Origin of the sequence: Pseudonocardia sp., assembly GCF_035305885.1 — a bacterium.
Lineage (GTDB): Bacteria > Actinomycetota > Actinomycetes > Mycobacteriales > Pseudonocardiaceae > Pseudonocardia.
This window is the reverse complement of record NZ_DATGOP010000058.1, coordinates 1-22,877: the sequence shown is the minus strand read 5'-3', so window position 1 is coordinate 22,877 and position 22,877 is coordinate 1. Positions and strand designations below refer to the sequence as shown.

Here is a 22,877-nt window from a genome sequence, read left to right as displayed (position 1 = left end):
CGCTCAGCCCTTCACCGCGCCCGCCGTGAGCCCCGCGACGATGTGCCGGCTCGCGAACGCGAACAGCACCATCGTGGGCAGGATGGTGAGCACCGCGGCCGCCGACATCGAGCCCCAGTCGATGTTGAAGCTGGAGATGAAGCCGTTGAGCGCGGTCGGCACCGTCTTGTTGCGGTCGCTGTTCATCAGCGTCACCGACAGGAACAGCTCGTTCCAGCAGTTGACGAAGTTGAAGATGAACGCGGCCACGATGCCGGGGCGCATCACCGGCAGCAGCACCCGGAACAGCGCCCCGAGCCGGGTCAGCCCGTCGATCATCGCCGCCTCCTCGAGCGCCTCGGGGACGTTGGCGAAGAAGCCGCGCAGCATGACCGTGCAGAACGGGATGCACATCGCGATGTAGACCAGGGCGAGCCCGAGCCGGTTGTCGACCAGGCTCAGGTCGGTCATGAGCAGGTAGAGCGGCCCGAGCGCGATGAAGGCCGGGATCATCTGCGTGACCAGGGCGGCCATCAGCACCGCCGACTTCGAGCGGAACTCGAAGCGGGCGAGCACGTATCCCGACAGCATGGAGATCACCGTCGCCGTCGCGGCGGCCACGGTGGAGACCACCAGGCTGTTGGCGAGGTAGACGCCGAAGTCGGCCTTGTCGAACAGGCCGCGGTAGTTCTCCAGGGAGAACGTCTCCGGCCAGTACGCGATGGGGTAGGCGAACACGTCGCCGGGCGCCTTGACCGAGGTGATCGCGATCCAGAACAGCGGGAACGCGGTGAACAGCAGCCACAGGCCCAGGAACGCGAACTTCGTCGTCCGGCCCGCCGTGGTCTCCTTGCCGATCACGGGCGCACCTCCCGCCGGTCCCGGGTGGCCATCAGGAAGAACACCGCGAACAGCGCGAGCCCGCCGACCACCAGCAGGCCGATGGCCGAGGCGCGGCCGTAGTCGCCCTGCTGCGTGATCTCGATCATCCACGTGGTCACGATGTGGGTCTGGTCGTCGGGGCCGCCGCCGGTCATCCCGAAGATCAGGTCGGGGAAGTTGAACGTCCAGATCACGCGCAGCAGCACGGTCAGCACCAGCGTGGTGCGGATGTAGGGGATGACGATCTGGAACAGCGTGCGCACCTTGCCCGCCCCGTCGAGCGCGGCGGCCTCGTACAGCTCGTCGGGGATGGACTGGAGCGCGGCCAGGATCATGATCGCGAAGAACGTGACGCCGTACCAGACGTTGGCGATCACGACGGCGACCATCGCCGTGCCGGGGGAGGCGAGCCACGGGATCGGCGCGTCGATCAGGCCCGCCTTCTGGAGCAGGTCGTTGACCGCGCCGAACTCGCTGTTGAACAGCCAGCGGAACAGGATGCCGATGAGGAAGCCGGAGACGGCCCAGGGGAAGAACACCAGCGCCTGGTAGAGGCCGCGGAGGCGGAACCGGCGGCGCAGCCACAGCGCGAGCGCGAAGCCGATCACCAGCTGGGGCACGATCGAGCCGACCACCCACACGACGGTGTTGGCGAGCACCGTGCCCCACGCCGGGTCGGCGAACACGTCGCGGAAGTTCCCCAAGCCCACCCACGAGGTGTCGGTGAGGTCGGTGAGCTTCCAGTTGCGGAAGGCCATCTGGCTGCCCGCGACCACCGGGTAGTAGGTGAAGATCGCGACGAAGACCGCGGCCGGGGCGAGGAACGCGGTGATGACGAGGCCGCGACGGGCGGTGAACTCCCGCCGGCGGCCCGGCGGCGGGCCGCCCGGCCGCGCCGGGGTCGCCCCCGCGCGCCCGGTGCGGCCCGCCACCGGTTCGGTCGGTGCCGTGGCGTGCACGCCTAGTTCTCCTGCTGCCACTTCTGGGTCCAGAAGGCGTCCCACTCGGCGAGCAGCTCGCTCGGCGCCATCTCGCCGAGCAACACCTTCTGCACGTCGGCATCGGCCTTCTGCTCCCACTCGGTCCACCAGGCGACGCCGCGCGGCTGCGTGACGACGAGGTAGGTGTCCGGGTTCTCGGTCATCGTCACGTAGCTCGCCCACGGGCCGGTCGTGTAGAACTCGTCCTCGCCCGCCGCGGTCAGCGTCGGCACGAGGCTGTTCTCCTTGGCGAAGGTCGCCGCCGCCTCGCCGCCGGCGAGGAACCGCACCAGCTCGACCGCCTCCGCCTTGTGCGGGCTCGAGGCCGCGACGCCCCAGCCGGCGCTGGCCAGCGGCTGCACGGTCTTGCCGCTCGGGCCGGTCGGCAGCGGGGCCGTGGTCCACTGGTCCTGCGAGATCGCCTGCGACTCGCGGACCGCGGCGATCACCTCGGGGTCCTGCAGCAGGAACGCGGTCGAGCCGTTGGAGAAGGCCTCGACCATCTCCGGGTAGCCCCAGGAGATCGACGACTCCGCCGACGCCTGGCGGAACAGCGCGAAGTAGGTCTCGACGGCCTGCTGCGCCGCGGGGGCGGCGAAGATCGTGCGCCCGTCGCGCAGCCGGAACCCGTTGTCGACGTCGATCTCGTCGGCGACGTAGGCGGAGATGGCGGCGGTGACGTTGCTGCTGCCGCGGGCGCCGCCGCGGAAGGCGTAGCCGTAGCGGCGCTGGGCCGGGTCGTGGATCGCCGAGGCCTGCTGCAGCAGCTCCTCCCACGTGGCGGGCGGAGTGCTGAAGCCGGCCTGGGCGATCAGATCCGTCCGGTAGAACAGGCTGAGCCCGTAGAAGCCGTACGGCACGTAGAAGACGCGGTCCTCGCTGTCGTGGGCGGCCTGCACGGCGTTCTCGGTCATGGCCTGCCAGCCGTCCCAGCCCTCCAGGTCGGCCTTCATGTTGTGCAGCCAGCCGTTGGTGGAGAACGGGCCGACGGTGATGTCGCGGACCTCGAGCACGTCGATGCCGCTGCCCGACATGAGCATCTGCTGCAGCTTCTGGTCGGCCTGCTCGGTGGGCGGCGAGACCAGGTTGACGTCGATGTTCGGGTGCTGCCCTTCGAAGTCGTCGATGAGGCGCTCGAGCAGCTGCGTGCGGGAGGGGTTGGTGAGGCTCTCCACCATGGTGAGCGTCACCGTGCCGCTGTCCCCGCCGCTGAAGGCGGAGCACGCGGGCAGGAGCATCGCAGCGGCCGCGCCGAGCGCGAGCGCTGCCGTCGTTCGTCTCGTCAACTGACCTTCTCCACTGGTTGAGCGGCCGCGCGTGCCCATTCGGCGAGGACGGGGACGCACGCCCTGGCGAACTGCTCGTACTCGGCGGCGGTGTTGTAGACGTGCGCGGACAGCCGCAGGTAGGCGGTGCCGCCGAAGCTGGTGAACGCCGCCTCGACGCCGAGCTCGGCCGCGACCCGGTCGCGCAGCCGGTCCGCCGCCTCCCGGCTGTCGGCGAGGCCCGAGGGCAACCGCACCAGCCGCATGCCGGGCACCGGCATGCCCACGTCGACGGGCCCCCGCTCGCCGGTGTGCTCGGCGACCGCGGCCCCGATGACCCGCTCGGCGTAGTCGGCGAGCTCGGCCATGTAGCGGCGGGCCCGCTCCCAGCCCCAGGTGCGCTCGACGAACGCGAGCGCCTCGGGTGCCGCCAGGTAGCTCGTGGCGTCGACGGTGCCCTGGTGGTCGAAGCGGTCGGGATAGGGCTCGGTGGCGCCCCACGAGTCGATCAGCGGGTACAGCTCGTCGCGCAGCGGACCGCGGGCGACGAGGGCGGCGGTGCCGCGCGGCGCGCACGCCCACTTGTGCAGGTTGCCGACCCAGAAGTCGCACGGCAGGTCGGCCAGCGGGGCGGCGATGAGGCCGGGGGCGTGCGCGCCGTCGACGAGCAGCGGGATGCCGCGGCGGCGGGCCTCGGCGCCGATCCGCTCCACCGGCAACCGGCGCGCGGTCGCCGAGGTGATCTGGTCGACCACGACCAGGTCGGTGGCGTCGGTGAGCTCGGCGGCCACCGCCTCGTAGGCCCGCTGCGCGTCGGCGTCGAGCGGGACGTGGGCGGTGCGGACCCGCCCGCCCCAGCGGCGCGCGAGCCGCTGCGCGCCCATCGTGACGGCGCCGTACCCGTGGTCGGTGACGACGATCTCGCCGCCGCGGCGCCTGCGGAGCGCGGCGTAGACGGCGCTGATGCCCGCGCTGGCGTTCGGGACCAGGGCCAGCTCGCCGGGCTCCACCTGAAGGAAGGCGGCGATCTCGACCCGCGCGGCCGCGATCCGCTCCGGCAGCTGCGGGAACCACACCACCGGCGCGCGCTCCATCTCCGCCCGCAGCAGGTTCTGCCGCTCCTGCGCCGGGAGCGGGACCGCGCCGAACGAGCCGTGGTTCAGGTGGGCGATGGCGGGATCGAGCGACCACGCGGCGGCGGCCGGCCTGCCGTCGGCCAGCCGCATCGGGCGCGGGGCGGTGCGGCCCTCGGGGGTGTTCACCTGGCTCCACTTCTCGTCGATGTCATCAGATGACTCTTCGGCAGCGTGGGATGACTTGGCACGATTGCAGCTGATCGGGTGGTTCGCAAGGGGGCGCAACGAGAAAGTCATCCAATGACTTTGTGCCTCGCCGATCGAGAGTGTCGATGACTCGCTACAGTGCTCGGGTCCGCCGGGGTCCACCCCGCCGGCCAGGAAGGGATCGGATGTCGGCTGTCGAGAAGGCGTTCCACGGCCTGCGCCGGATGATCGCGGGCGGTCGGCTCGGCGCGGGCGACCGCCTGCCGCCCGAGGGCGACCTGTGCGCGGAGCTGGGCGTGTCGCGCGGGTCGCTGCGCGAGGCGGTGCGGATGCTGGCGGCCCTCGGCGTGCTGGAGCCCCGGCACGGCTCGGGCACCTACGTCTCGCCGCTGCGGCCCGAGGACGTGATCGGCGGCCTGTCGCTGACCTTCGAGCTCCTGCCGCTGTCCGGGCTGCTGGAGATGTACGAGATCCGGCGGGTGCTGGAGGCGCACGCCGCGGCCATGGCCGCCGCCCGGCGGGACCAGGAGACCGTGGACACGCTGTTCGGGCTCATCGAGGCGATGGAGGCCACCGACGACCCCGCGGAGGCCTCGGAGCTCGATCACCGCTTCCACTCCGAGATCGCCCGCAGCGGCGGGAACGCCGCCCTCGCCTCCCTGCTCGCGGTCTTCCGCTCCCGCTCCCGCAAGTACCAGATCTTCACCCTGCCCGAGGGGCCGGACCTGCGGCGCCGCAGCGACGCCGACCACCGGGTGCTCGCCACCGCGATCGCCGACCGGGACCCGGGCGCGGCCGCGAGCGCGGCCGAGGCGCACGTGGCGCAGACCGAGCGGTGGCTGCGCGCCCTCATGCCGGCGGTGGAGGACGACCAGCGACCCGCCTGACGGGGCGCGGTGCGTGGGATGGGTCGTCGTCCTCAACCGCTCGGCCGGTCTCTGGGCGGGCGTCGCGCTCGTGCCGGGGGTCGTGGTCGCAGCGCGCTCCGCCGTCGATCCCGCGGCGTGGCTCGCCGTCGGCACCGCTGTCTTCCTCGCGATCGACGTCCGGGTTGAGCTCAACCCGCCCTTGGCGTCGTTCGTCGGGGAAGCCCTCCTGGACCCCGACGGCTGGACCCCGACGTGGGCGCGCCTCGCGGCCCACCTGTACCGCTACGGGTGGTTCGCGGTGGTCGAGACCGCGCTGAACCTCGCCAAGCCGTGGCTGCTCTCGGTCGTCCCGCGGTGGATCGACCCGCTGGCGGCGCCGGGGTACGACGGCTTCGCGTCGCTGCTCCTCGCCGCGGTGGTCCTCACGGGTGTGACGGTCACGATCCTGCTGCTGGGCGCGGTGCTCGCCCGCTGCCCGGGCGCGCGACGGCTGATGGCGTGAGGGGAGGTCCCAGCCAGGCCGGTCCTCAGACCGCGTCCTCGCCTTCGCGCTTGGCCGCGCGCAGCTCCTTGAGCACCGCGACCCAGATCACGGCCAGGACGCCGATCGTGAGCGCGGGCCACATCAGGATGTAGATCGCCAACCAGACGGTTCCCATGAGGTTCCTCCCCGCCCGTCAGGGCGTCCGTCCCGGCGCGGCACCGGTCGTACTCTGCTCCTCCTGGAACCGGCGCACTCGCTGCCCGATGAGCGCGAAGTCGAACTCGTTGCGGCTCGCGAGGCTGATCGCGACGCACACGATGGTGCTCACGCCGTAGGCAAGCAGCGAGCTGAGCAGCACGACGTGGTCGCGCAGGAACCCGGCGCACAGCGGGATGAGCACGAGCGCGGCCACCGTGCCGACGCCGGCGCCGACCCGGGCGCCGAAGAAGCCGAAGGCCATGAGGCCCAGGACGACCCCGCCGCCCACGGCCGCGATGGTCTCGAGCCCGAGCGCGGTGATCCCGGTGAGCGGCACCCACTCGAACCGGGCGACGGTGAACACGGCCAGGGCGCAGACCACGGACCAGGTGAACGCCGCGTTCGTCACACGCTTCCAGTAGCAGCTGACGATCACCGGGAAGACGATCGCACCCCACAGCGCCCCGACGAACACCAGCATGACGAGGATGTTCAGGTTGAGGCTCGCGAACAGGACGCCGATGACGGTGGCGACGATCATCGTGATGCGCCCGAGTAGCAGCATGGTGCGCGGGTTGGCGCGGCCCCTCGCGAGGTTCTTCCCGTAGACGTCGGTCATGACGATCGCGGACAGGGCCGAGAGGTCGGAGTCCGCTGTGGACGACAGCGAGGCGATCACCAGGATGAAGAAGAGCGCGACGAACACCGCCGGCAGGTAGGACGACGCCATCTGCGGCACGATGTTGTTGGGGTCGCCGCCGACCGGCTGGACCCCGATCAACAGCGCCATCAGGCCGAGCATGCCGAGGCCTATGACGATCGAACCGTAACCGATCGTCGCCGTGACGAAGGTCGACTTGATGCGGTCGGGGCGTACGGCGAAGAGCCGTTGTGCGATGGTCTGGTTGCCGATCGCGTAGGCGAGCACGGCGACGAGGAACGGCGCCCCCTGCTCGAGGAACGCCGTGCCGGAGAGGGGGTCGAGCTGCTCGGCGGTGAGCTCGGGCAGCCGCGCGGCGAGCGCTGCGGGTCCACCGGCCTGGAACAGGATGATCGGGATCACCGCGGCCGCCACCAGCATCATCGCGCTCACCTGCGCGAAGTCGGTGTAGACCGATGCGCGAAAACCCGACCACAGCGTGTAGGCGAGTACGCCGGCGCCTGCGATGAGAACCCCGTGCACGAACGACAGCGGGGAGAGCACCGACACCAGTGCGCCCGCAGCGGTGAAGTTGACCATCAGGCTGATGCCGCTGCCGAGCAGGTTCGAGACCGCGAGGATGAGCTGGCTCGAGCTCCCGTGGCGGGCGTGCATGATCTCGCCGAGCGTGTGGGCGTGTGGCGCGAGGCTGCGGAAACGGCGGCCGAACGGGTAGATGAACAGGATCATCAGGGCGCCCCACAAGCCGTAGTGGACGGGGCCGGAGAGCCCGTACTGGTATCCGGAGATCGCCGACGCGTAGAACGACGCCGCCCACACCCAGGTGGCGGTCATGCTCGCGGCGGAGAAACCGAACCCCACCCGCTGGGTGGACACCATGTAGGCGTCGACGTTCTCGTCCCTGCGCCCGATGAGCAGGGTCAGCAGGAAGGTTCCGCCGTAGAACACCGCGAGCAGGACGAGGGTGACGGGGGTGGAGAACTGGACGAAGTCCTGCGCGGGCACGGCGCTCCCCTCGACGTCGATGGCGTGAGCGATCTTGGAGATGTTCTCTCCGCTGGGGAAATCAGCTGGGTCTCTCATGCGCTCAAGACCGCAGGTCCACCGCCCATCCCGGTCGCGTCACGGGACGACCTCGCTGGCCGAGACCGCGCCTCGGCAGCGCGACCCGGTGGGCCCTTGCGGCGCCGCGGCGTGCAGCGCTGCGACGGCGTCGCGGACGAGGCCCTCGACCACTTCGGCGGCAGGGCGCACTGCGTCGACCACGCCGATGCCCTCGCCCACGAGGATCTGCGCGACGTCGTAGTCGTTCGCCGCGGCGGCCCGCCGGTATTGCTCCCTCAGCTCGGGCAAGGCTGCGGCGAGCTCGCCGTCGCGGCCGTGCCAGCGCCGGACGAACGGGGTGGCGAGCACCCGGCTGGTGTATCCGGGGGGCCAGGTGTAGCCGCGAACCCGGTCGTAGACCGTGGTTGGGAGGGTGTCGTCGCCCGAGGCGCCGACAGCCCGCGCCTGGGCCTCCCCGGCGATGAGCGCCTCCCGGCAGGCCCAGAACCGGGTGCCAACCATGACCCCATCAGCGCCGAGGACGAGCGCTGCGGCAAGGCCGCGGCCGTCGCTGATCCCGCCGGCGGCGAGCACCGGGACGTCTCGCCCGCTTGCCGCGACCAGGTCCACGACCTCGGGCAGGAGCGTGAGGGTGGAGCGGCGGCGCACACCGTGGCCGCCGCCCTCGCCGCCCTGGGCGACGACCACGTCGGCGCCCACGTCCAGTGCCTGGCGCGCCTCCTCGGCGGTACCGACCTGGCAGATCAGCGGGATCCCCGCGTCGTGCACCCGCGGCGCGAACTCGCTCGGCTTGCCGAACGAGAGCGTCACCGCCGCCGGCCGGTGCTCCAGCGCCGCGTCGAGCAGCCCTGGTTCGGCGGCGAGCTTCCAGGTGATGAAGCCGCAGCCGACGCGGGCGTGGCCTGCTCGGGCGAACTCCCGCTCCAACCAGGCGCGGTCGCCGTACCCGACCCCGATCTGGCCCAGGCCGCCCCCGGCTGTCACCGCGGAGGCGAGCGCCCCACCGGCGACGGTGCCCATCGGGGCCAGCAGGATCGGGTGGGGCACCCCAAACCGGGTGGTGAACCGGGTGGACAGCGTCCCGGCCTGGGTCGGGGGCGGGGGCATCTACGCCGCGCCCCGTTCCTGCCCGCCGGCGAGCTGGGCCGCGGTCAGCGTGTTGCGCAGCAGCATGGCGATCGTCATCGGGCCCACGCCGCCGGGGACCGGGGTGATCGCGCTCGCGACCTCGGCCACCGCCTCGGTGTCGACGTCACCGCACAGTCCCGCGTCGGTGCGGTGGATCCCCACGTCGATGACGGCCGCCCCCGGCTTGATGTGGTCCGCGCCGATCATCCGCGGAACACCGGCGGCGGCGACCACGACGTCGGCGCGCCGGCAGACCCGGGCGAGGTCCCGGGTCCGGGAGTGGCAGATCGTGACGGTGGCGTTGCGCTGCAGCAGCAGCTGCGCCATCGGCTTGCCGACGAGGTCGGACCGGCCGATGACGACCGCTTCGGCACCCTCGAGCTGCACCCCCGCGTGCTCGAGTAGTTCGATCACACCCGACGGCGTACACGGTCGCAGTCCCGGGACGCCGAGCGCGAGCCGGCCCGCGCTGACCTCGGTGAGCCCGTCGACGTCCTTGTCCGGGTGGATGCGCGCGATCATGGCGGTTGCGTCGAGGTGGTCCGGCAGTGGCAGCTGGAGCAGGATGCCCGTGACGTCGGGGTCGGCCGACAGCTCGTCGAGCAGCGCTCCGAGTTGGTCTTGACGGACGTCGCCCGGCAGGTGCCGGTGCAGGTCGCGCATCCCGGCCTGCACGCACTGCCGGCGCTTGTTCGCCACGTACACCGCCGAGGCGGGATCGTCGCCGACCAGGATGGTGGCGAGTCCGGGTGCCCTGGGCAGGGCGGCGACCTCGTGCGCGACTTCGTCGCGCAGCCGGGCAGCGACGGCCTTGCCATCGATGATCGTTGCTGACAACGATGGTCCTCCTCGGGACGGCTGGGGCCGGCGGGAGCCAGCCTCCCGCCGGCCCCAGCGCAACCGGTGGGTCAGACGACGGCGAGGAACTGTCCGATCACGACCAGCACGACGCCACCCGCGAGCACCAGGTACGGCAGGTTGCCGGCGCGCTTCGTGGGCGCGACCAGGGTCCCGTCCACCGCGGTCTCGTACATCGAGTCCGGGAACCGCGCCTTGTCGCGGTAGTAGTGGCGGAAGGCGAACACCGGCAGGATCAGCGCGGCGGCCACGAGACCGGTCAGCAGCGCACCCTGCCCCCAGACGTTCGCACCCCAACCGAGCAGCAGCGCGTTGACGAACGCCAGCACGCCGCCGGCCGCGATGAGTACGGTCGGTGCCTTCCAGGGCCGATCCAGGTGGGGGTTGTCGAGACGGTGCAGCCACCCGGCGTTCAGGTTCAGGAAGTTGAAAATCATGTAGCAGACCGTGGACGAGGCGAGCACGAACACGTAGTCGCTCATGAGCAGCAACACCAAGTTGAACACCAGGTCGGTCCACATCGCCCTGGCCGGCGCGCCGTGCCGGTTGGCCTTGCCGAGGTAGCGCGGCAGCCAGCCGTCGATCGCCCCCTGGTAGAGCGTCCTCGACGACCCGGCCATCGTGGTCATGACCGACAGCAGCAGCGCCAGCAGGAGCATGACCACCAGCAGATTGCCGATGACTGCGCCCCCGCCGACCATCTCGACCATCGCAACGGCGACGCCGTTGCCGTCCACGATGTCGTCCTGCACAAGCCGGTCGACGCCCAGCGACCCCTGGAACGTGAGCGGCACGATCGTGTAGACCGCCAGGCACAGAAGACCCGCCCCGAAGATCGCCCGTGGTGTGTCGCGGCCCGGGTTCTTGAGCTCGCGCGTGTAGCAGACCGAGGTCTCGAACGCGTAGGCCGACCAGGCCGCGAGGAACAAACCGCCGGCCACGAGGGTCCACCCCTCGCCGTCCCACGCCCCGGACAGGGGAACGAACGGGGCGAAGTTCGAGCTCACGACGTCGCCGGTGAGCAGCGGCACGAGGCCGACGATCGCCAGGGGCACGAGCACCGCGACGCCGACGATCGTCTGGACACGGGCCGCGCGCAGGATGCCGTGGTGCTGCAGGGCGAACACCAGCAGTAGGAACGCGGCGGCGATGAAGAACTGGGCGTTGAGCCGCAGCTCCAGCCCGTCCTTCAGCGCGCTGAGGTCGACCAGGCTCAGCGACCAGGTGTTGATCGCAGCGTCGGGCGGGAACAGCGCGGTGAGCACGTAGCCCGCGCCGAGCCCGGAGCCGATGGTGAGCACCGGGGTCCAGGCGAGCCAGTTGCACCACACCGAGATCGGCGCGATGAACTTCGAGTACGGCATCCAGGCCATGGCCCCGTACACCGAGGCCCCACCTGCCTTGTGCGGGTACATCCCGGCGATCTCGGCCCACGTGAAGCTCTGGATCAGCCCGAACGCGACCGAGACGACCCACACCGCCACCGACGGCGTCCCGACCGTGGCGGCGATGGACCCGATGGAGAAAAGCACGAGGGCCGGGACGCCGCTCGCGATCCAGAACGCACCCGCCCAGCCGATGGTTCGTTGGAGGCCCGGGTCGGGCAGGGCTGCGACCGAGCCATGACCTTCAGGGGGAACTGCCGGACGTGCGGTGTCGGTCATCCGCCGACCTCCTCTAGCCGGACGCCACTGCGTCAGTGAAGTGGTTTCTCCCAGCCATCCAGCGTCGAGCGCTGGTAGTTGTCCCCGACCATCGCCGAGTTCTCGAGCCACGAGCCGAGCTCCGGCTGCGGGAACTTGGCGTGACGGCGCTTGAGCCAGACCCCGTACGAGTTGCCCTCCTGCAGGTGCTTGATCAGCACCTTGCGGGCGTACTCGTCCTCGCGTCCCTCCGGGATCTCGAAGTAGATCTTCAAGAACGCGTTGGTGTAGCGGTCGAAGACGGCCGGCACGCCGTCCTCGTGCATGAGGTGGATGTCCTCCAACCAGTTCAGATCCTCGCCCGGGGTGGCCGCCTCGAGGTCGATGTCGTCGACCAGCGAGCGGTCGAACTGGTAGGGGAACGTTCGCCCGGTCAGCTCCTCGGTGTCGATGCCCTGCTTGGTGGTCAGCTTGCGCTTGTTCGGGTCGAACGGCTGGACCTCGACCGGGACCGCCTGGGAGGCCTCAGACATCGCGCACCCCCCGCCCGTCGTTGGCGACGTGCTTCTCCAGCAGCCGCTTCATCTCCTTCAACGTCTGCTCCTCCGTGTGGCCCGGGATGTATGAGGTGCCGGCCAGCGGGACGCGTGCCATCGCCGCCGCCTCCGTGGTGAGCGCGCAAAGGTCCTCCGGCTCGAGGCTGTGAACGTTGGTCTTGCCGCAGGCGCGGGCGAGCATCTGCACCTCGAGCGTGAGCGTGTGCAGGAAGTTGTAGACACGCTCGGCGGCCTCGTCGACGACGAGCCGCTTGCGCAGCTCGGGGTCCTGCGTGGCGACCCCGACGGGGCAGCGGCCGGTGTGGCAGTGATAGCACCGGCCGGCGGGCACCCCGATCGTGCCCTCGTAGTCGGTGACGCCCGGGATCTCCTTGTTGCAGTTCAAGGCCATCAACGCGGAGTGGCCGATGGCCACCGCCTTGGCGCCGAGGGCGAGGCACTTGGCGACGTCGCCGCCGTTGCGGATGCCGCCCGCCACGACGAGGTCGATCTCGTCGGCCATGCCGACGTCCTCGAGCGCCCGGCGGGCCTCCGGGATCGCCGCCATCAGCGGGATGCCGGTCTCTTCCGTGGCGATGTGCGGGCCGGCGCCCGTGCTGCCCTCGGCTCCGTCGAGGTAGATGATGTCCGGTCCGCACTTGGCGGCCATCCGGACGTCGTCGTAGACGCGGGCCGCCCCGAGCTTCAGCTGGATCGGGACCTGGTAGTCGGTGGCCTCGCGGATCTCCTGGACCTTCAAGGAGAGGTCGTCGGGCCCGAGCCAGTCCGGGTGTCGGGCAGGGCTGCGCTGATCGATGCCCGGTGGCAGCGAACGCATCTCGGCGACCTGCTCGGTGACCTTCTGTCCCATCAGGTGCCCGCCGAGCCCGACCTTGCAGCCCTGGCCGATGAAGAACTCGACGGCGTCGGCGAGCATGAGGTGGTGCGGGTTGAACCCGTACCGGCTCTGGATCACCTGGTAGTACCACTTGGTGGACAAATCGCGCTCCGGCGGGATCATCCCGCCCTCGCCGGAGCACGTCGCCGTGCCGGCCATCGAGGCGCCCTTCGCGAGCGCCATCTTCGCCTCGAGCGACAGCGCGCCGAAGCTCATCCCGGTGATGTAGATGGGGATGTCGAGCTCGAGCGGGCGCTTCGCGAACCGGGCGCCGAGGACGGTTTTCGTCTCGCACTTCTCCCGGTATCCCTCGATGACGAACCGGGTGAGCGTGCCGGGCATGAACATCAGCTCGTCCCAGTGCGGGATCGGCTTGAACATCGAGAAGCCGCGCATGCGGTAGCGCCCGAGCTCGGCCTTCGTGTGGATGTCGTCGATAACTTCCGGCGTGAAGATCCGGCTCTGCCCGAGGACGTTCCGCGGCTTGCCGTTGGACGCGCTCATCTAAAGTCTCCTGGCGGTGGGCACCCCTGACCGGCAGGGGAGTGCGACAGATCGGGAAACGGACGACCGCTTCCGAACGAGCGTGCGCTCGATTTACAGGACGAGCTTCCGCTCGTTCGGCTCGAGGCTGTCGTAGTTCCAGAGCTTCTTTCCGCAGACGAACTTGCGGAACCGATCCGGCCGCTGCAGCCCGTAGATGCGGAACTTCCGGTCGATGAGTTCCTCGTCGGCCGGCGTCATCTCGGCCTCGACGCAGTCGACACCGAGCGAGGCGACCTTCCCGCCGACGTAGATCGCTCCGTCGTACATCGAATCGCCGAGCCCCGGACCGACGTCACCGCAGATGATCTGGCGGCCGCGCTGCATCATGAACCCGGTCATCGAGCCCGCGTTGCCGCCGACGATGATCGTGCCGCCCTTCTGGTCGATCCCGGTGCGCGCGCCGACGTGCCCGCGTACCACCAGGTCGCCGCCGCGGATCGCAGCTCCCGTGAGCGAGCCGGCGTTCTTGTCGATCACGACGACGCCGGACATCATGTTCTCCGCGGCCGACCAGCCGACGCGCCCGGTGATGTGGACCTCGGGACCGTCGATGAGACCGCAGGCGAAGTAGCCGAGGCTGCCGTCGATGCGGATCCGGCAGCGGGTCAGCAGGCCGACCGCGATCGAGTGCCGGGCGGCCGGGTTGCGCACCAGGACCTCGCTGATGCCCTCCTCGTAGAACAGCCGGCGCAGCTCGAGGTTGATCTGCCTGGTGGTCAGCTCCGCGGCGTCCAGTTCCGCGCGCTCGCCCGTGATGACGGCGGTCTTCGGTGCCGTCACGTCCGGCTCTGCGAGCCCTCGCTGGTCGACCCGGGGGCCGGTGCGCGTCTCCTCGGGGGCGGTGCTCGTCTGCGTCATCGGCTCCACACCAGCACTTCGCGCTCGTAGGGGTCGTAGGTGTCGATCTCGTGGTTGACCACTGCCCGGATGGCGATCTCCTCGGAGGCCAGCGCCACCATGTCGTCGGTCTCGTAGAGCACGAGCGGTTTGGCAGCCATTTCGTCCTTGGCCACGCCGAGCTGGGTGTCGGTCACGACGAGGTAGGTGAAGACGCCATCGAGGTCGTCGAGGCTCTGCTTCATCGCCGTCTCGAGCGAGAGCCCGTCCTCCATCCGCTGGGCGATGTAGACGGCGATGATTTCTGAGTCGCACTCGGACTGGAAGCGGTGGCCCTGCCGCTCGAGGCGGCGCCGCCACTGGTGATAGTTGGTGAGCTGGCCGTTGTGCACCACCGCGACGTCGGAGAACGGGTACGCCCAGTACGGGTGAGCGCCCGCGATGTCGACGTCGGACTCGGTCGCCATCCGGACGTGTCCGATGGCGTGGGTCCCGCGGAACCCGTCGAGGTGGTACTGGCGCGCAACGGTCTGCGCGTCACCCAAGTCCTTGACGATCTCCAGCGAGTGTCCGAGCGAGAGCACCTCCGCACCCGGCACGTCCTCGACGTAGTCAGCGAGCGGTTTGAGCTCGCCCGAGTACCGGAAGGTGGCCCGGTAGGCGTACTCCGATTCGCCCTGGACGCGGTCGATGGTGGCGCCGAGCTTGGCCAGCCGCGCCTCGACCTCCCGGCGGTTGCGCTCCAGGCGCTCGGTGAACTCGAAGTCGCGCTCGTCGGTGGGATCGGCGAGCTTGAAGCGCATCACCAGCAGATCGGTGGGTTCGCCGTAGAGCGCGAAACCGGTGGAGTCCGGCCCGCGGTGCCGCATCGACTGCAGCATCCGGGTCATGTCCCGGCCGACGTCCCCGGTTTTACCCCGGTAGATGATGCCGGCGATTCCGCACATCGGTCGTGCTCCCTTCCACTTACGGGAGGATGTCCAGGTATTCCTTGATGTCCCACTCTGTGACGGTGGCGCAGAAACGCTCCCATTCGTCGCGCTTGTAGTGCTCGAACACCGTGTACATCTCGCCCGGCAGCGCCGAGCGGACCACCTCGTCGCGAGCGAGGGCGTTCAGCGCGTCGCCCAGGTTCATCGGAATCTTGTGGGAAGCCTGCCCGCTGTTCACCTCGTAGCTGTTGCGGTTCTCCGGGGGACCGGGGTCGAGGTTGCGCTGCAGGCCGTCGCGCATCACCTGGATCAGGGCGGCGAACGACAGGTACGGGTTCACCGAGGAGTCGGTGGCCTTGTACTCGAACCGTCCGGGTGCGCTGACCCGCACGGTCGTGGTCCTGTTCTGGAACCCCCAGTTCGCGTAGACCGGAGCCCAGAACCCGGTGTCCCAGAGCCGGCGGTAGGAGTTCACCGTCGGTGCCGTTACGCAGACCAGCGCGTCGAGGTGCTCGAGGATGCCGCCGAGGGCGTTGAGGCCCACCTTGCCCGGCGTGCGCGGGTCGTCGCCCTCGGGGAGGAACATGTTCTGGTCTCCCTGCCACAGCGAGATGTTGTGGTGGCAGCTGTTGGCCGACACGCCCATGAACGGTTTCGGCATGAAGCACGGGAAGACGCCCATCTCCCTGCCGACCTGCTTGCAGATCTGCCGGTAGGTGGTGAGCCGGTCGGCGGTGCGCTCCGCCCGGTCGAACTGCCAGTTGAGCTCGAGCTGGCCTGGGGCGTCCTCGTGGTCGCCCTGGATCATGTCCAGGCCCATCGCCTTCGAGTACTCGATCACCCGGTGGATCACCGGCTGGAGCTCGGCGAACTGGTCGATGTGGTAGCAGAACGGCTTGGTCACGCCCTCCACGGAGGGGGTGCCGTCCCCGTTGAGCTTGAGCCACATCATCTCGGGCTCGGTGCCGACGCGCAGGTGCAGTCCGGTCTCGCGCTCGAAATCCTCGTGGATCCGCTTGAGGTTGCCCCGGCAGTCCGAGGTCAGGTACGCACCGGGGTCGACCTCCTCCTCACGGCCCCGGAACAGCGTGCAGAAGACGCGGGCCGTCTTGGGGTCCCACGGCAGGATCTGGAACGTGTCCACATCGGGCAGGCCGACCAGCTCCCAAGCGTCGGGGCTGTAGCCGATGTAGTCGCCGTTCCGGTCGATGAACAGGTTCGCGGTGGACCCGTAGACGAGCTGGAAGCCCGAGTGGCACATCCGCTCCCAGTGATCGGCCGGGACCCCCTTGCCCATGATCCGCCCGGTCACGGACACGAACTGGAAGTAGATGTACTTGACGTCGTTTTCGTCGATCAAGTGACGCACCCGGGCGATCTCGTCCTCTCGCCCGTCTTGTGCCAGGAACCGTTCGAGATCGGACTTCATTGGCCCCTCTCCTTCAGTGAGCGCCGCTGCTCTCTGGGGGACGTGCATCCACGGGCAGTAAACCGTGTCCCGCGTCACGAGACAAGCCCCACACTCTGCCGCGCCGGGCCCGTGCGTCTCGAACGGGCGGGGCGAGGGGTTACCGTTCCACTCACGTCGACGCAGGCGGGGTGGGGCCGCCACGCCGCCGACGAACCAGGACGTCGACATGGCGGGGGTGGAGATGGCCGTTGACGGGGTGAGCCCGAGGGTCGCGGGGGCCGAGGACGGCACCGCGGTCACCGGCGTCGAGGAGACGCTCGCGGCGGTCGTCGCCGAGCGCGTCCGGGAGCTGCGCCTGCGCCACGGCTGGACGGTGGGTCGGCTCGCCGACGAGTGCGGCCTGTCCAAGAGCATGCTCTCCAAGATCGAGAACGCGCAGTCCTCGCCCAGCCTGGGCACCCTCGCCCGGCTCGCCGAGGCGTTGTCGGTACCGGTCACCGCGTTCTTCCGCGGCCTGTCGGAGGAGCAGGACGTCATCCACGTCAAGGCGGGCGGCGGATTGGAGATCCAGCACCGCGGCTCCGCGCACGGGCAGCGCTACCAGACGTTGGGCACGATGCGCGCCCCGCACGACAACCTCGAGCCGATGCTCGTGACGCTCACCGAGCGGACCGACGCGTTTCCGCTCTACCAGCACGCCGGTACCGAGCTGATCTTCATGATCACCGGGAAGATGGAGTACTGCTGTGGCGATCGCCGCTACGTGCTCGAGGCGGGCGACACCCTGCAGTTCGTCGGCGAGGTCGCGCACGGCCCGGGTGCGCTGATCTCGTTGCCGATCCAGTTCCTCGCGGTGAAGGCGCTCGGCACGCGCAACTGAGGTCCATCCGGTCAATGTGTTGACTGAGGATGGACAGCGTTGACTCTCGTTGAGTATGGTCCGCATCACTGTCGCATCGGGGCGCCAGGGGTGCGCTCCGCTCCAGCGGACCCTTCGGGAGGCGTGTGCCTGTGTTCGGGAACAACCACCGGAACGGTTCAGCCAATGGGAGCAGGAAGCGTCGACCACCGAGGTACTCGGCGTTCAGCCTGATCAAACACGGCGTCGTCTCCACCGAATGGCCGCGCGCGTGGCGCACCTGCGATCTGCGTTCGAGCTACGACGTGGTGATCGTGGGTGGCGGTGTGCACGGGCTGGCGACGGCCTACTACCTCGCGCGGAACCACGGGATCCGCAACGTCGCGGTGCTGGACAAGGGCTACCTGGGCGCCGGCGGATCAGGCCGCAACACCGCCATCCTGCGGTCGAACTACCTGACCCCGGAGGGGGTCCGGTTCTACGACCGGTCGATGGAGCTGTACCGCCACCTCGCGGCGGATCTGAACTTCAACGTCATGTTCTCCCGCAAGGGGCACCTGACGTTGGCCCACAACGACTCGTCGCTGCGCACGATGCGTTGGCGGGCCGAGGTGAACAAACACGTGGGAGTCGACTCGGAGGTGATCGATCCGGCCCAGGTCAAGGAGCTCGTGCCGTACCTGGACGTCTCGACGGACACCCGGTACCCGATCCTCGGGGCGCTGTACCACCCGCCGGGCGGGATCATCCGCCACGACGCGGTGGTGTGGGGATACGCGCGGGCGGCGGACGCCCACGGCGTGCACCTGCACCAGCGGACCGAGGTCACCGGCATCGAGGTGCAGAACGGTCGGGTGGTCGGGGTGCGGACGAACCGCGGCCGGATCGCGACCCCGGTGGTGCTGAACGCGACCGCGGGCTGGTCGACGCTGATCTCGGACATGGCCGGCGTGCGCACGCCGGTGCAGACGTTCCCGCTGCAGGCGGCGGTGACCGAGCCGGTCCGTCCGTTCCTGCACGCGGTGGTCGTGTCGGGGTCGCTGCACGTGTACGTCTCGCAGACCGACCGCGGCGAGCTGGTGTTCGGCGCCAGCGTGGACCCGTTCGCGTCGTACTCGATGCGGGGGTCGCTGGAGTTCGTCGAAGGCCTCGCGGGGCACGTGCTGGAACTGATGCCCGCGCTGTCGAAGATGCGGTTGATGCGCCAGTGGGCGGGCCTGTGCGACATGACCCCGGATTACTCGCCCATCATGGGTGAGACCCCGGTGGAGGGCTTCTACCTGGATGTTGGGTGGGGCACTTACGGCTTCAAGGCCGGCCCGGTCTCGGGTGAGGCGATGGCCGAGACCATCGCGACGCGGCGCCGGCCGGAAATCATCGCGGCGTTCGGGTTGGACCGGTTCGCCGAGGGCGCACTGGTGGGGGAGAAGGGCGCGGCGGCGGTCGGCCACTAGGCGCTCGTCGATTCGTCCTCGAATTCGTGCTCGTCGGCACGTCCGGATCCCGAGGAAAGGATTCCGATGATTGAATTGCCGTGCCCGTGGTGCGGTCCGCGCAACGTCACCGAGTTCCGGTACTCGGGTGAGGTGTCGCCCCGTCCGGATCCCGCGACGGCGACCCCGCGGGAGTGGCGCGAGTACCTGTACCTGCACCGCAATCCGCGCGGTTGGGTGAACGAGACCTGGTACCACAGCGCAGGCTGTCGCCGGTTCTTCCGCGTGGAGCGGGAAACCGAGAGCAATCGCGTCCGGTCGGTGGCTGGAGGGGATCGATGACCATCGTGCAGTCCCGTCGTGCGGTGTCGACGGACCACCGGTTGGGGCCGCAGCCGGGTGAGGTGATCGACCGTTCCCGCCAGGTGCGGTTCACCTGGAACGGCCGCCCGGCGGTGGGATACGCGGGCGACACGATCGTCTCCGCGCTGGCGGCGAGCGGGGAGCGGGTGTTCTCGCGCAGCTTCAAGTACCACCGGCCGCGTGGTTTGCTGACGGCGACCTTCCACGACCCGGGCTGCATCCTGCAGGTCGGAGACGAGCCGAACGTGCGGGCGGCGCACCGGCGGGTTGCCGAGGGCATGCAGGTGTCGTCGCAGAACACCTGGCCGTCGCTGCGGTTCGACGTGAAGTCCGCCAACCAGCTGGTCGGGCGGTTCCTCGCGCCCGGCTTCTACTACAAGACGTTCATCAAGCCCGAGCCGCTGTGGCCGCTGTACGAGAAGGTGCTGGCGCGGTTCGCGCACGCGGGCTCGGTATCGCCGGACACCCCGCACGTGCACCGCGACAAGCGGTACGCGCACCCGGACGTGCTGGTTGCAGGCGGCGGTCCGGCGGGTATGGCGGCCGCGGTGGCGGCGGCTCGCGCCGGTGCGGCGGTGATGCTGGTCGAGGAGGAGCCCGAGCTGGGCGGGCACCTGCGCTGGGGAGGGCCGGCGGACCTGGCTCTGCTCGGGCAGCTGCGCGGCGAGGTCGCGGCCACACCGGGGATCGAGGTCCTCACCGACTCGGCGGTTCTGGGCCGCTACGACGACAACTGGATCGCGGTGGCCCAGCGGGCCGCGGACGGCTCGGAGAAGCTGATCAAGGCCCGCGCCGGCACGCTGGTGGTGGCCGTCGGCCTGATCGAGCGGCCGTACGTGTTCGCGGGCAACGACGTGCCCGGGGTGATGCTGTCGACCGCGGTGCGCCGGCTGATCAACCTGTGGGCGGTGCGGCCAGGGCAGCGTGCGGTGGTGCTGACGGCCAACCCCGAGGGCGATGCCGCGGTCGAGGACCTGCGCCGGGTCGGGGTCGAGGTCGCCGAGGTCGTGGACGCCCGCTGCGGCGGTGACGTCCGGCGGGTGCGCGGGCGGTCGGGGGTGCGCGCGGTCGAGCTCGGCGACGGGCGCAGCGTGGAGGCGGACCTCCTGGTGACCGCGACGGGCTGGACCGCGCCGACGGCGCTTCTGAACCAGTCCGGGGACCGGCCGGTGTACGTGCCGCGGGCGGCGCGGTTCGTGCCCGGTGACGACCTGCCCGAGCAGGTGATGGTCGCGGGCGGCATCGCGGGCGACGGCACCGCGGAGCAGTTCGTCGAGCACGCCGACGCGGTCGGGCGGGAAGCGGCGCGCCGTGCGCTGGCGCGGCGGGCGCGCAGGCTCGCCCAGCTGCCCACCCGCACCGGCGCGGCAGCGGGGACGGCGCCGAAGGCCGTCTCGCAGGAGCCGGTGGCGGTTCCGCAGCTGGGGCTCGACGAGCACCCGGAGCTGTTCCGCGGGCGCACGCACGGCATCGTGGACTTCTCCGAGGACGTGTCCTCGAAGGACATCCACACCGCGGTGGCCGAGGGCTACGACTCGGTCGAGCTGGTCAAGCGCTACACGACCGCCACGATGGGCCCGGCGCAGGGCAAGCTGGAGACGGTAAACACCGTCGCGGTGGTGGCCGAGGCGACCGGGTCCACGATCGCCGAGACCGGCACGACGACCTGGCGCCCCATGCACGTGCCGGTAACCCTGGGTGCGCTCGCGGGCCGCAGCTTCGAGCCCGTCCGGTACTCGCCGATGCAGCAGGCGCACGAACGCATGGGGGCGCGGCCGCTCGTGGCCGGGCAGTGGATCCGACCCGACCACTACGGCGATCCGGCCGCCGAGGTGCGCGCGGTGCGCGAGGCCGTCGGGATCATCGACGTGACCCCGATCGGGAAGCTCGACCTGCGCGGGCCGGACGTGCCGGAGCTTCTGAACCTGCTTTACGTCAACAAGTGGTCCAAGCTCGAGGTCGGCCGGGTGCGCTACGGCGTGATGTGCGCCGAGGACGGCGTCGTGTTCGACGACGGGGTCACCGGCCGGCTCGCCGACGACCGCTACTTGATGTCGACCACCTCCTCGGGGGCCGCCGCGGTCTGGGAGTGGGTGGAGAACTGGCTGCAGACCGAGCATCCCGAGTGGAAGGTGCACGTGACGCCGCTGACCACGGCGTACGCGAGCATCAACGTGGCCGGCCCGCGCTCACGGGAGCTGATCGGGCGCGTGACCGAGGGGGTGGACCTCTCGGAGGATGCGTTCGGATACATGAACGTGCGCACCGGCCGGGTCGCCGGGGTCGACGACTGCGTGCTGTGGCGGATCGGCTTCACCGGTGAGCTGTCCTACGAGCTGCACGTGCCGGCCTCCTACGGGCTGCACGTGTGGGAGCAGCTGCTGGAGCACGGCCGCGATCTCGGGGTGCGCCCGTTCGGGGTGGAAGCCCAGCGGATCCTGCGCCTCGAGAAGGGCCACCTGATCGTCGGGCAGGACACAGACGGGCTGACCCGTGCCTACAGCGCCGGCCTGGACTGGGCGGTCAAGCTCGACAAGGACGACTTCGTCGGCAAGCCGGAGCTCGTGTGGCAGCACGAGAGCGGCGGCGGGTCGCGGCTGGTCGGGCTGCAACCGGTGGACGGGGCGATCGTGCCGCCTGAAGCCAGCCAGATCGTCAGCGAGGGCCGCATCGTCGGCCGGGTCACCTCCAGCCGGATGTCGCCCACGCTGGGCCGCTCGGTGTGCCTCGCTCAGCTGGAGGCGGCGTTCGCCGCCCCGGGCACCGCGGTCACCGTGAAGCTGCCCGACCGGCGCACGATCACCGCGCGGGTCACCGAGCACCTCGCTCACGTCGATCCCGAGGGACGGCGCCTGCGCTCGGAGTCCGACGACCCGGTCGGGCCGGCTCGGGTGACCGCCACGCCGGTGGCACGCAGCCCGATCACGCTGCCGACCACCTCGTCACAGGGCGGGGCGGTGACGCTGTCGGATCTCAGCGCGCTGGCCAAGGTGCACGTGCGGGCGACGCACGACGGGCCGATGGCCGCTGCCCTGGGCCCGTTCGGCCGGGCCTCGCGCGACGAGACCGGTGCGCTCGTCGTCGGTTCGGGTCCGGGCGAGTGGCTGGTGCTGGATGCACCCGGCACCCAGGACGCGCTGATGAAGCGGATGGAGCAGCTCGCCGGCGCACCCGACGAGTTCGTCACGGTCGTCGACCTGACCCACGGCCGGGCGATGCTGCGGCTGGGTGGCGAACGCGCGCGCGACGTGTTGGCGAAGGTCTGCGCCATCGACTTCTCCGACGACGTCGTCCCGAACGGATCGGCGTTGCGGACCTCGGTGGCCAAGCTCGTCACCGACCTGGTGCGCGACGACGTCGACGGGGTCCCGAGCTACCTGCTGCACTGCGAGCGCTCGTCGGGTCAGTACCTCGCCGACGCGCTGATCGATGCGGGCGCCGAGTACGGCATCCGGTCCACGGCCAGCAACACCACACCCTAGGAGCCGACCGTGTCCTTCCCGAGTGACCTGGAGATCGCGCGCAACGCGCAGCTGAAACCCATCGAGGACGTCGCCGGCGAGATGGGCCTGGGCGCGCACCTGCTCGAGCCCTACGGCCGCGACGTGCTGAAGATCCGCCTGGAGGCGATCGACGAGCTGGCCGATCGTCCCCGCGCCAAGTACGTGGTGGTCTCGGCGATCACCCCGACTCCGCTGGGGGAGGGCAAGACGACCACGACGGTGGGGTTGGGTCAGGCGTTCCGCCACATCGGCAAGCGGGCGACG

21 protein-coding genes are annotated in these 22,877 nt (G+C 70.3%); 7 read left to right on the top strand and 14 right to left on the bottom strand.

All coding sequences use genetic code 11. From position 1 onward, the window contains the following. Nucleotides 1–3: 3 nt before the first annotated feature. The 4 genes from VKZ81_RS11325 to VKZ81_RS11310 are packed head-to-tail and all read right to left on the bottom strand — an operon-like array spanning nt 4 to nt 4,368. A complete protein-coding gene (locus VKZ81_RS11325; protein ID WP_324241447.1) occupies nt 4–840 on the bottom strand; it encodes a carbohydrate ABC transporter permease in 837 nt (278 codons plus the stop codon). After that, nucleotides 837–1,820 (bottom strand): carbohydrate ABC transporter permease, encoded by a 984-nt coding sequence (locus VKZ81_RS11320; protein WP_324241446.1) that lies wholly within the window; start codon nt 1,818–1,820, stop codon nt 837–839. The genes VKZ81_RS11325 and VKZ81_RS11320 overlap by 4 nt, the downstream gene beginning before the upstream one ends. 2 nt (nt 1,821–1,822) lie before the next feature. Next, nucleotides 1,823–3,127, bottom strand: a complete 1,305-nt coding sequence (locus VKZ81_RS11315) for an ABC transporter substrate-binding protein (protein WP_324241445.1) — start codon at nt 3,125–3,127, stop codon at nt 1,823–1,825. After that, nucleotides 3,124–4,368, bottom strand: a complete 1,245-nt coding sequence (locus VKZ81_RS11310; protein WP_324241444.1) for an aminotransferase class V-fold PLP-dependent enzyme — start codon at nt 4,366–4,368, stop codon at nt 3,124–3,126. The genes VKZ81_RS11315 and VKZ81_RS11310 overlap by 4 nt, the downstream gene beginning before the upstream one ends. A 206-nt stretch (nt 4,369–4,574) precedes the next feature. On the opposite strand from VKZ81_RS11310, the gene VKZ81_RS11305 reads away from it, so the two are divergent. Both VKZ81_RS11305 and VKZ81_RS11300 read left to right on the top strand, forming a co-directional pair. Then, nucleotides 4,575–5,276 (top strand): FadR/GntR family transcriptional regulator, encoded by a 702-nt coding sequence (locus tag VKZ81_RS11305; protein WP_324241443.1) that lies wholly within the window; start codon nt 4,575–4,577, stop codon nt 5,274–5,276. A 13-nt stretch (nt 5,277–5,289) separates the two neighbouring features. After that, the gene (locus tag VKZ81_RS11300) at nt 5,290–5,760 is read left to right on the top strand and encodes a hypothetical protein (protein ID WP_324241442.1); all 471 of its coding nucleotides are present in this window, start codon (nt 5,290–5,292) and stop codon (nt 5,758–5,760) included. A 25-nt stretch (nt 5,761–5,785) separates the two neighbouring features. On the opposite strand, the gene VKZ81_RS11295 is transcribed toward VKZ81_RS11300, so the two are convergent. The 10 genes from VKZ81_RS11295 to VKZ81_RS11250 all read right to left on the bottom strand — a co-directional run bounded on the left by VKZ81_RS11295 (nt 5,786) and on the right by VKZ81_RS11250 (nt 16,473). Next, nucleotides 5,786–5,917 (bottom strand): putative transporter small subunit, encoded by a 132-nt coding sequence (locus VKZ81_RS11295; protein ID WP_324241441.1) that lies wholly within the window; start codon nt 5,915–5,917, stop codon nt 5,786–5,788. An 18-nt stretch (nt 5,918–5,935) separates the two neighbouring features. Further along, the gene (locus VKZ81_RS11290) at nt 5,936–7,684 is read right to left on the bottom strand and encodes a sodium:solute symporter family protein (RefSeq protein WP_324241440.1); all 1,749 of its coding nucleotides are present in this window, start codon (nt 7,682–7,684) and stop codon (nt 5,936–5,938) included. A 39-nt stretch (nt 7,685–7,723) separates the two neighbouring features. Beyond that, on the bottom strand, nt 7,724–8,773 hold the full coding sequence (locus tag VKZ81_RS11285) for an NAD(P)H-dependent flavin oxidoreductase (RefSeq protein ID WP_324241439.1): 1,050 nt from the start codon (nt 8,771–8,773) through the stop codon (nt 7,724–7,726). Next, a complete protein-coding gene (folD, locus tag VKZ81_RS11280) occupies nt 8,774–9,631 on the bottom strand; it encodes a bifunctional methylenetetrahydrofolate dehydrogenase/methenyltetrahydrofolate cyclohydrolase FolD (RefSeq protein ID WP_324241438.1) in 858 nt (285 codons plus the stop codon). It abuts the gene before it with no gap. A 71-nt stretch (nt 9,632–9,702) separates the two neighbouring features. After that, the gene (locus tag VKZ81_RS11275) at nt 9,703–11,316 is read right to left on the bottom strand and encodes a trimethylamine N-oxide permease (protein ID WP_324241437.1); all 1,614 of its coding nucleotides are present in this window, start codon (nt 11,314–11,316) and stop codon (nt 9,703–9,705) included. 32 nt (nt 11,317–11,348) lie between these two features. Beyond that, on the bottom strand, nt 11,349–11,828 hold the full coding sequence (locus tag VKZ81_RS11270) for a hypothetical protein (protein ID WP_324241436.1): 480 nt from the start codon (nt 11,826–11,828) through the stop codon (nt 11,349–11,351). After that, nucleotides 11,821–13,233, bottom strand: coding sequence for an FMN-binding glutamate synthase family protein (locus VKZ81_RS11265; protein ID WP_324241435.1), 1,413 nt, complete (start codon nt 13,231–13,233; stop codon nt 11,821–11,823). Before VKZ81_RS11265 ends, VKZ81_RS11270 begins: the two co-directional genes overlap by 8 nt. Before the next feature lie 93 nt (nt 13,234–13,326). After that, nucleotides 13,327–14,133, bottom strand: a complete 807-nt coding sequence (locus tag VKZ81_RS11260) for a GltB/FmdC/FwdC-like GXGXG domain-containing protein (protein WP_324241434.1) — start codon at nt 14,131–14,133, stop codon at nt 13,327–13,329. Continuing rightward, a complete protein-coding gene (locus VKZ81_RS11255; protein ID WP_324241433.1) occupies nt 14,130–15,059 on the bottom strand; it encodes a class II glutamine amidotransferase domain-containing protein in 930 nt (309 codons plus the stop codon). Before VKZ81_RS11255 ends, VKZ81_RS11260 begins: the two co-directional genes overlap by 4 nt. 19 nt (nt 15,060–15,078) lie before the next feature. Then, on the bottom strand, nt 15,079–16,473 hold the full coding sequence (locus VKZ81_RS11250) for a glutamine synthetase family protein (protein WP_324241432.1): 1,395 nt from the start codon (nt 16,471–16,473) through the stop codon (nt 15,079–15,081). Between the two features lie 208 nt (nt 16,474–16,681). Between VKZ81_RS11250 and VKZ81_RS11245 the strand changes: the two genes are divergently transcribed. The 5 genes from VKZ81_RS11245 to VKZ81_RS11225 all read left to right on the top strand — a co-directional run. Then, entirely contained in the window at nt 16,682–17,335 is a 654-nt protein-coding gene (locus VKZ81_RS11245; RefSeq protein WP_324241431.1) for a helix-turn-helix domain-containing protein, read from the top strand. A gap of 125 nt (nt 17,336–17,460) precedes the next feature. Beyond that, nucleotides 17,461–18,768, top strand: coding sequence for a sarcosine oxidase subunit beta family protein (locus tag VKZ81_RS11240; protein ID WP_324241430.1), 1,308 nt, complete (start codon nt 17,461–17,463; stop codon nt 18,766–18,768). Between the two features lie 66 nt (nt 18,769–18,834). Beyond that, nucleotides 18,835–19,089 carry a sarcosine oxidase subunit delta gene (locus VKZ81_RS11235; protein WP_324241429.1) on the top strand — a complete coding sequence of 85 codons (255 nt, stop codon included), beginning with the start codon at nt 18,835–18,837 and terminating at the stop codon, nt 19,087–19,089. Beyond that, nucleotides 19,086–22,592 (top strand): 2Fe-2S iron-sulfur cluster-binding protein, encoded by a 3,507-nt coding sequence (locus VKZ81_RS11230; protein ID WP_324241428.1) that lies wholly within the window; start codon nt 19,086–19,088, stop codon nt 22,590–22,592. Before VKZ81_RS11235 ends, VKZ81_RS11230 begins: the two co-directional genes overlap by 4 nt. Before the next feature lie 9 nt (nt 22,593–22,601). Next, the coding region (locus VKZ81_RS11225; protein ID WP_324241427.1) for a formate--tetrahydrofolate ligase at nt 22,602–22,877 on the top strand (276 nt) is incomplete at its 3' end.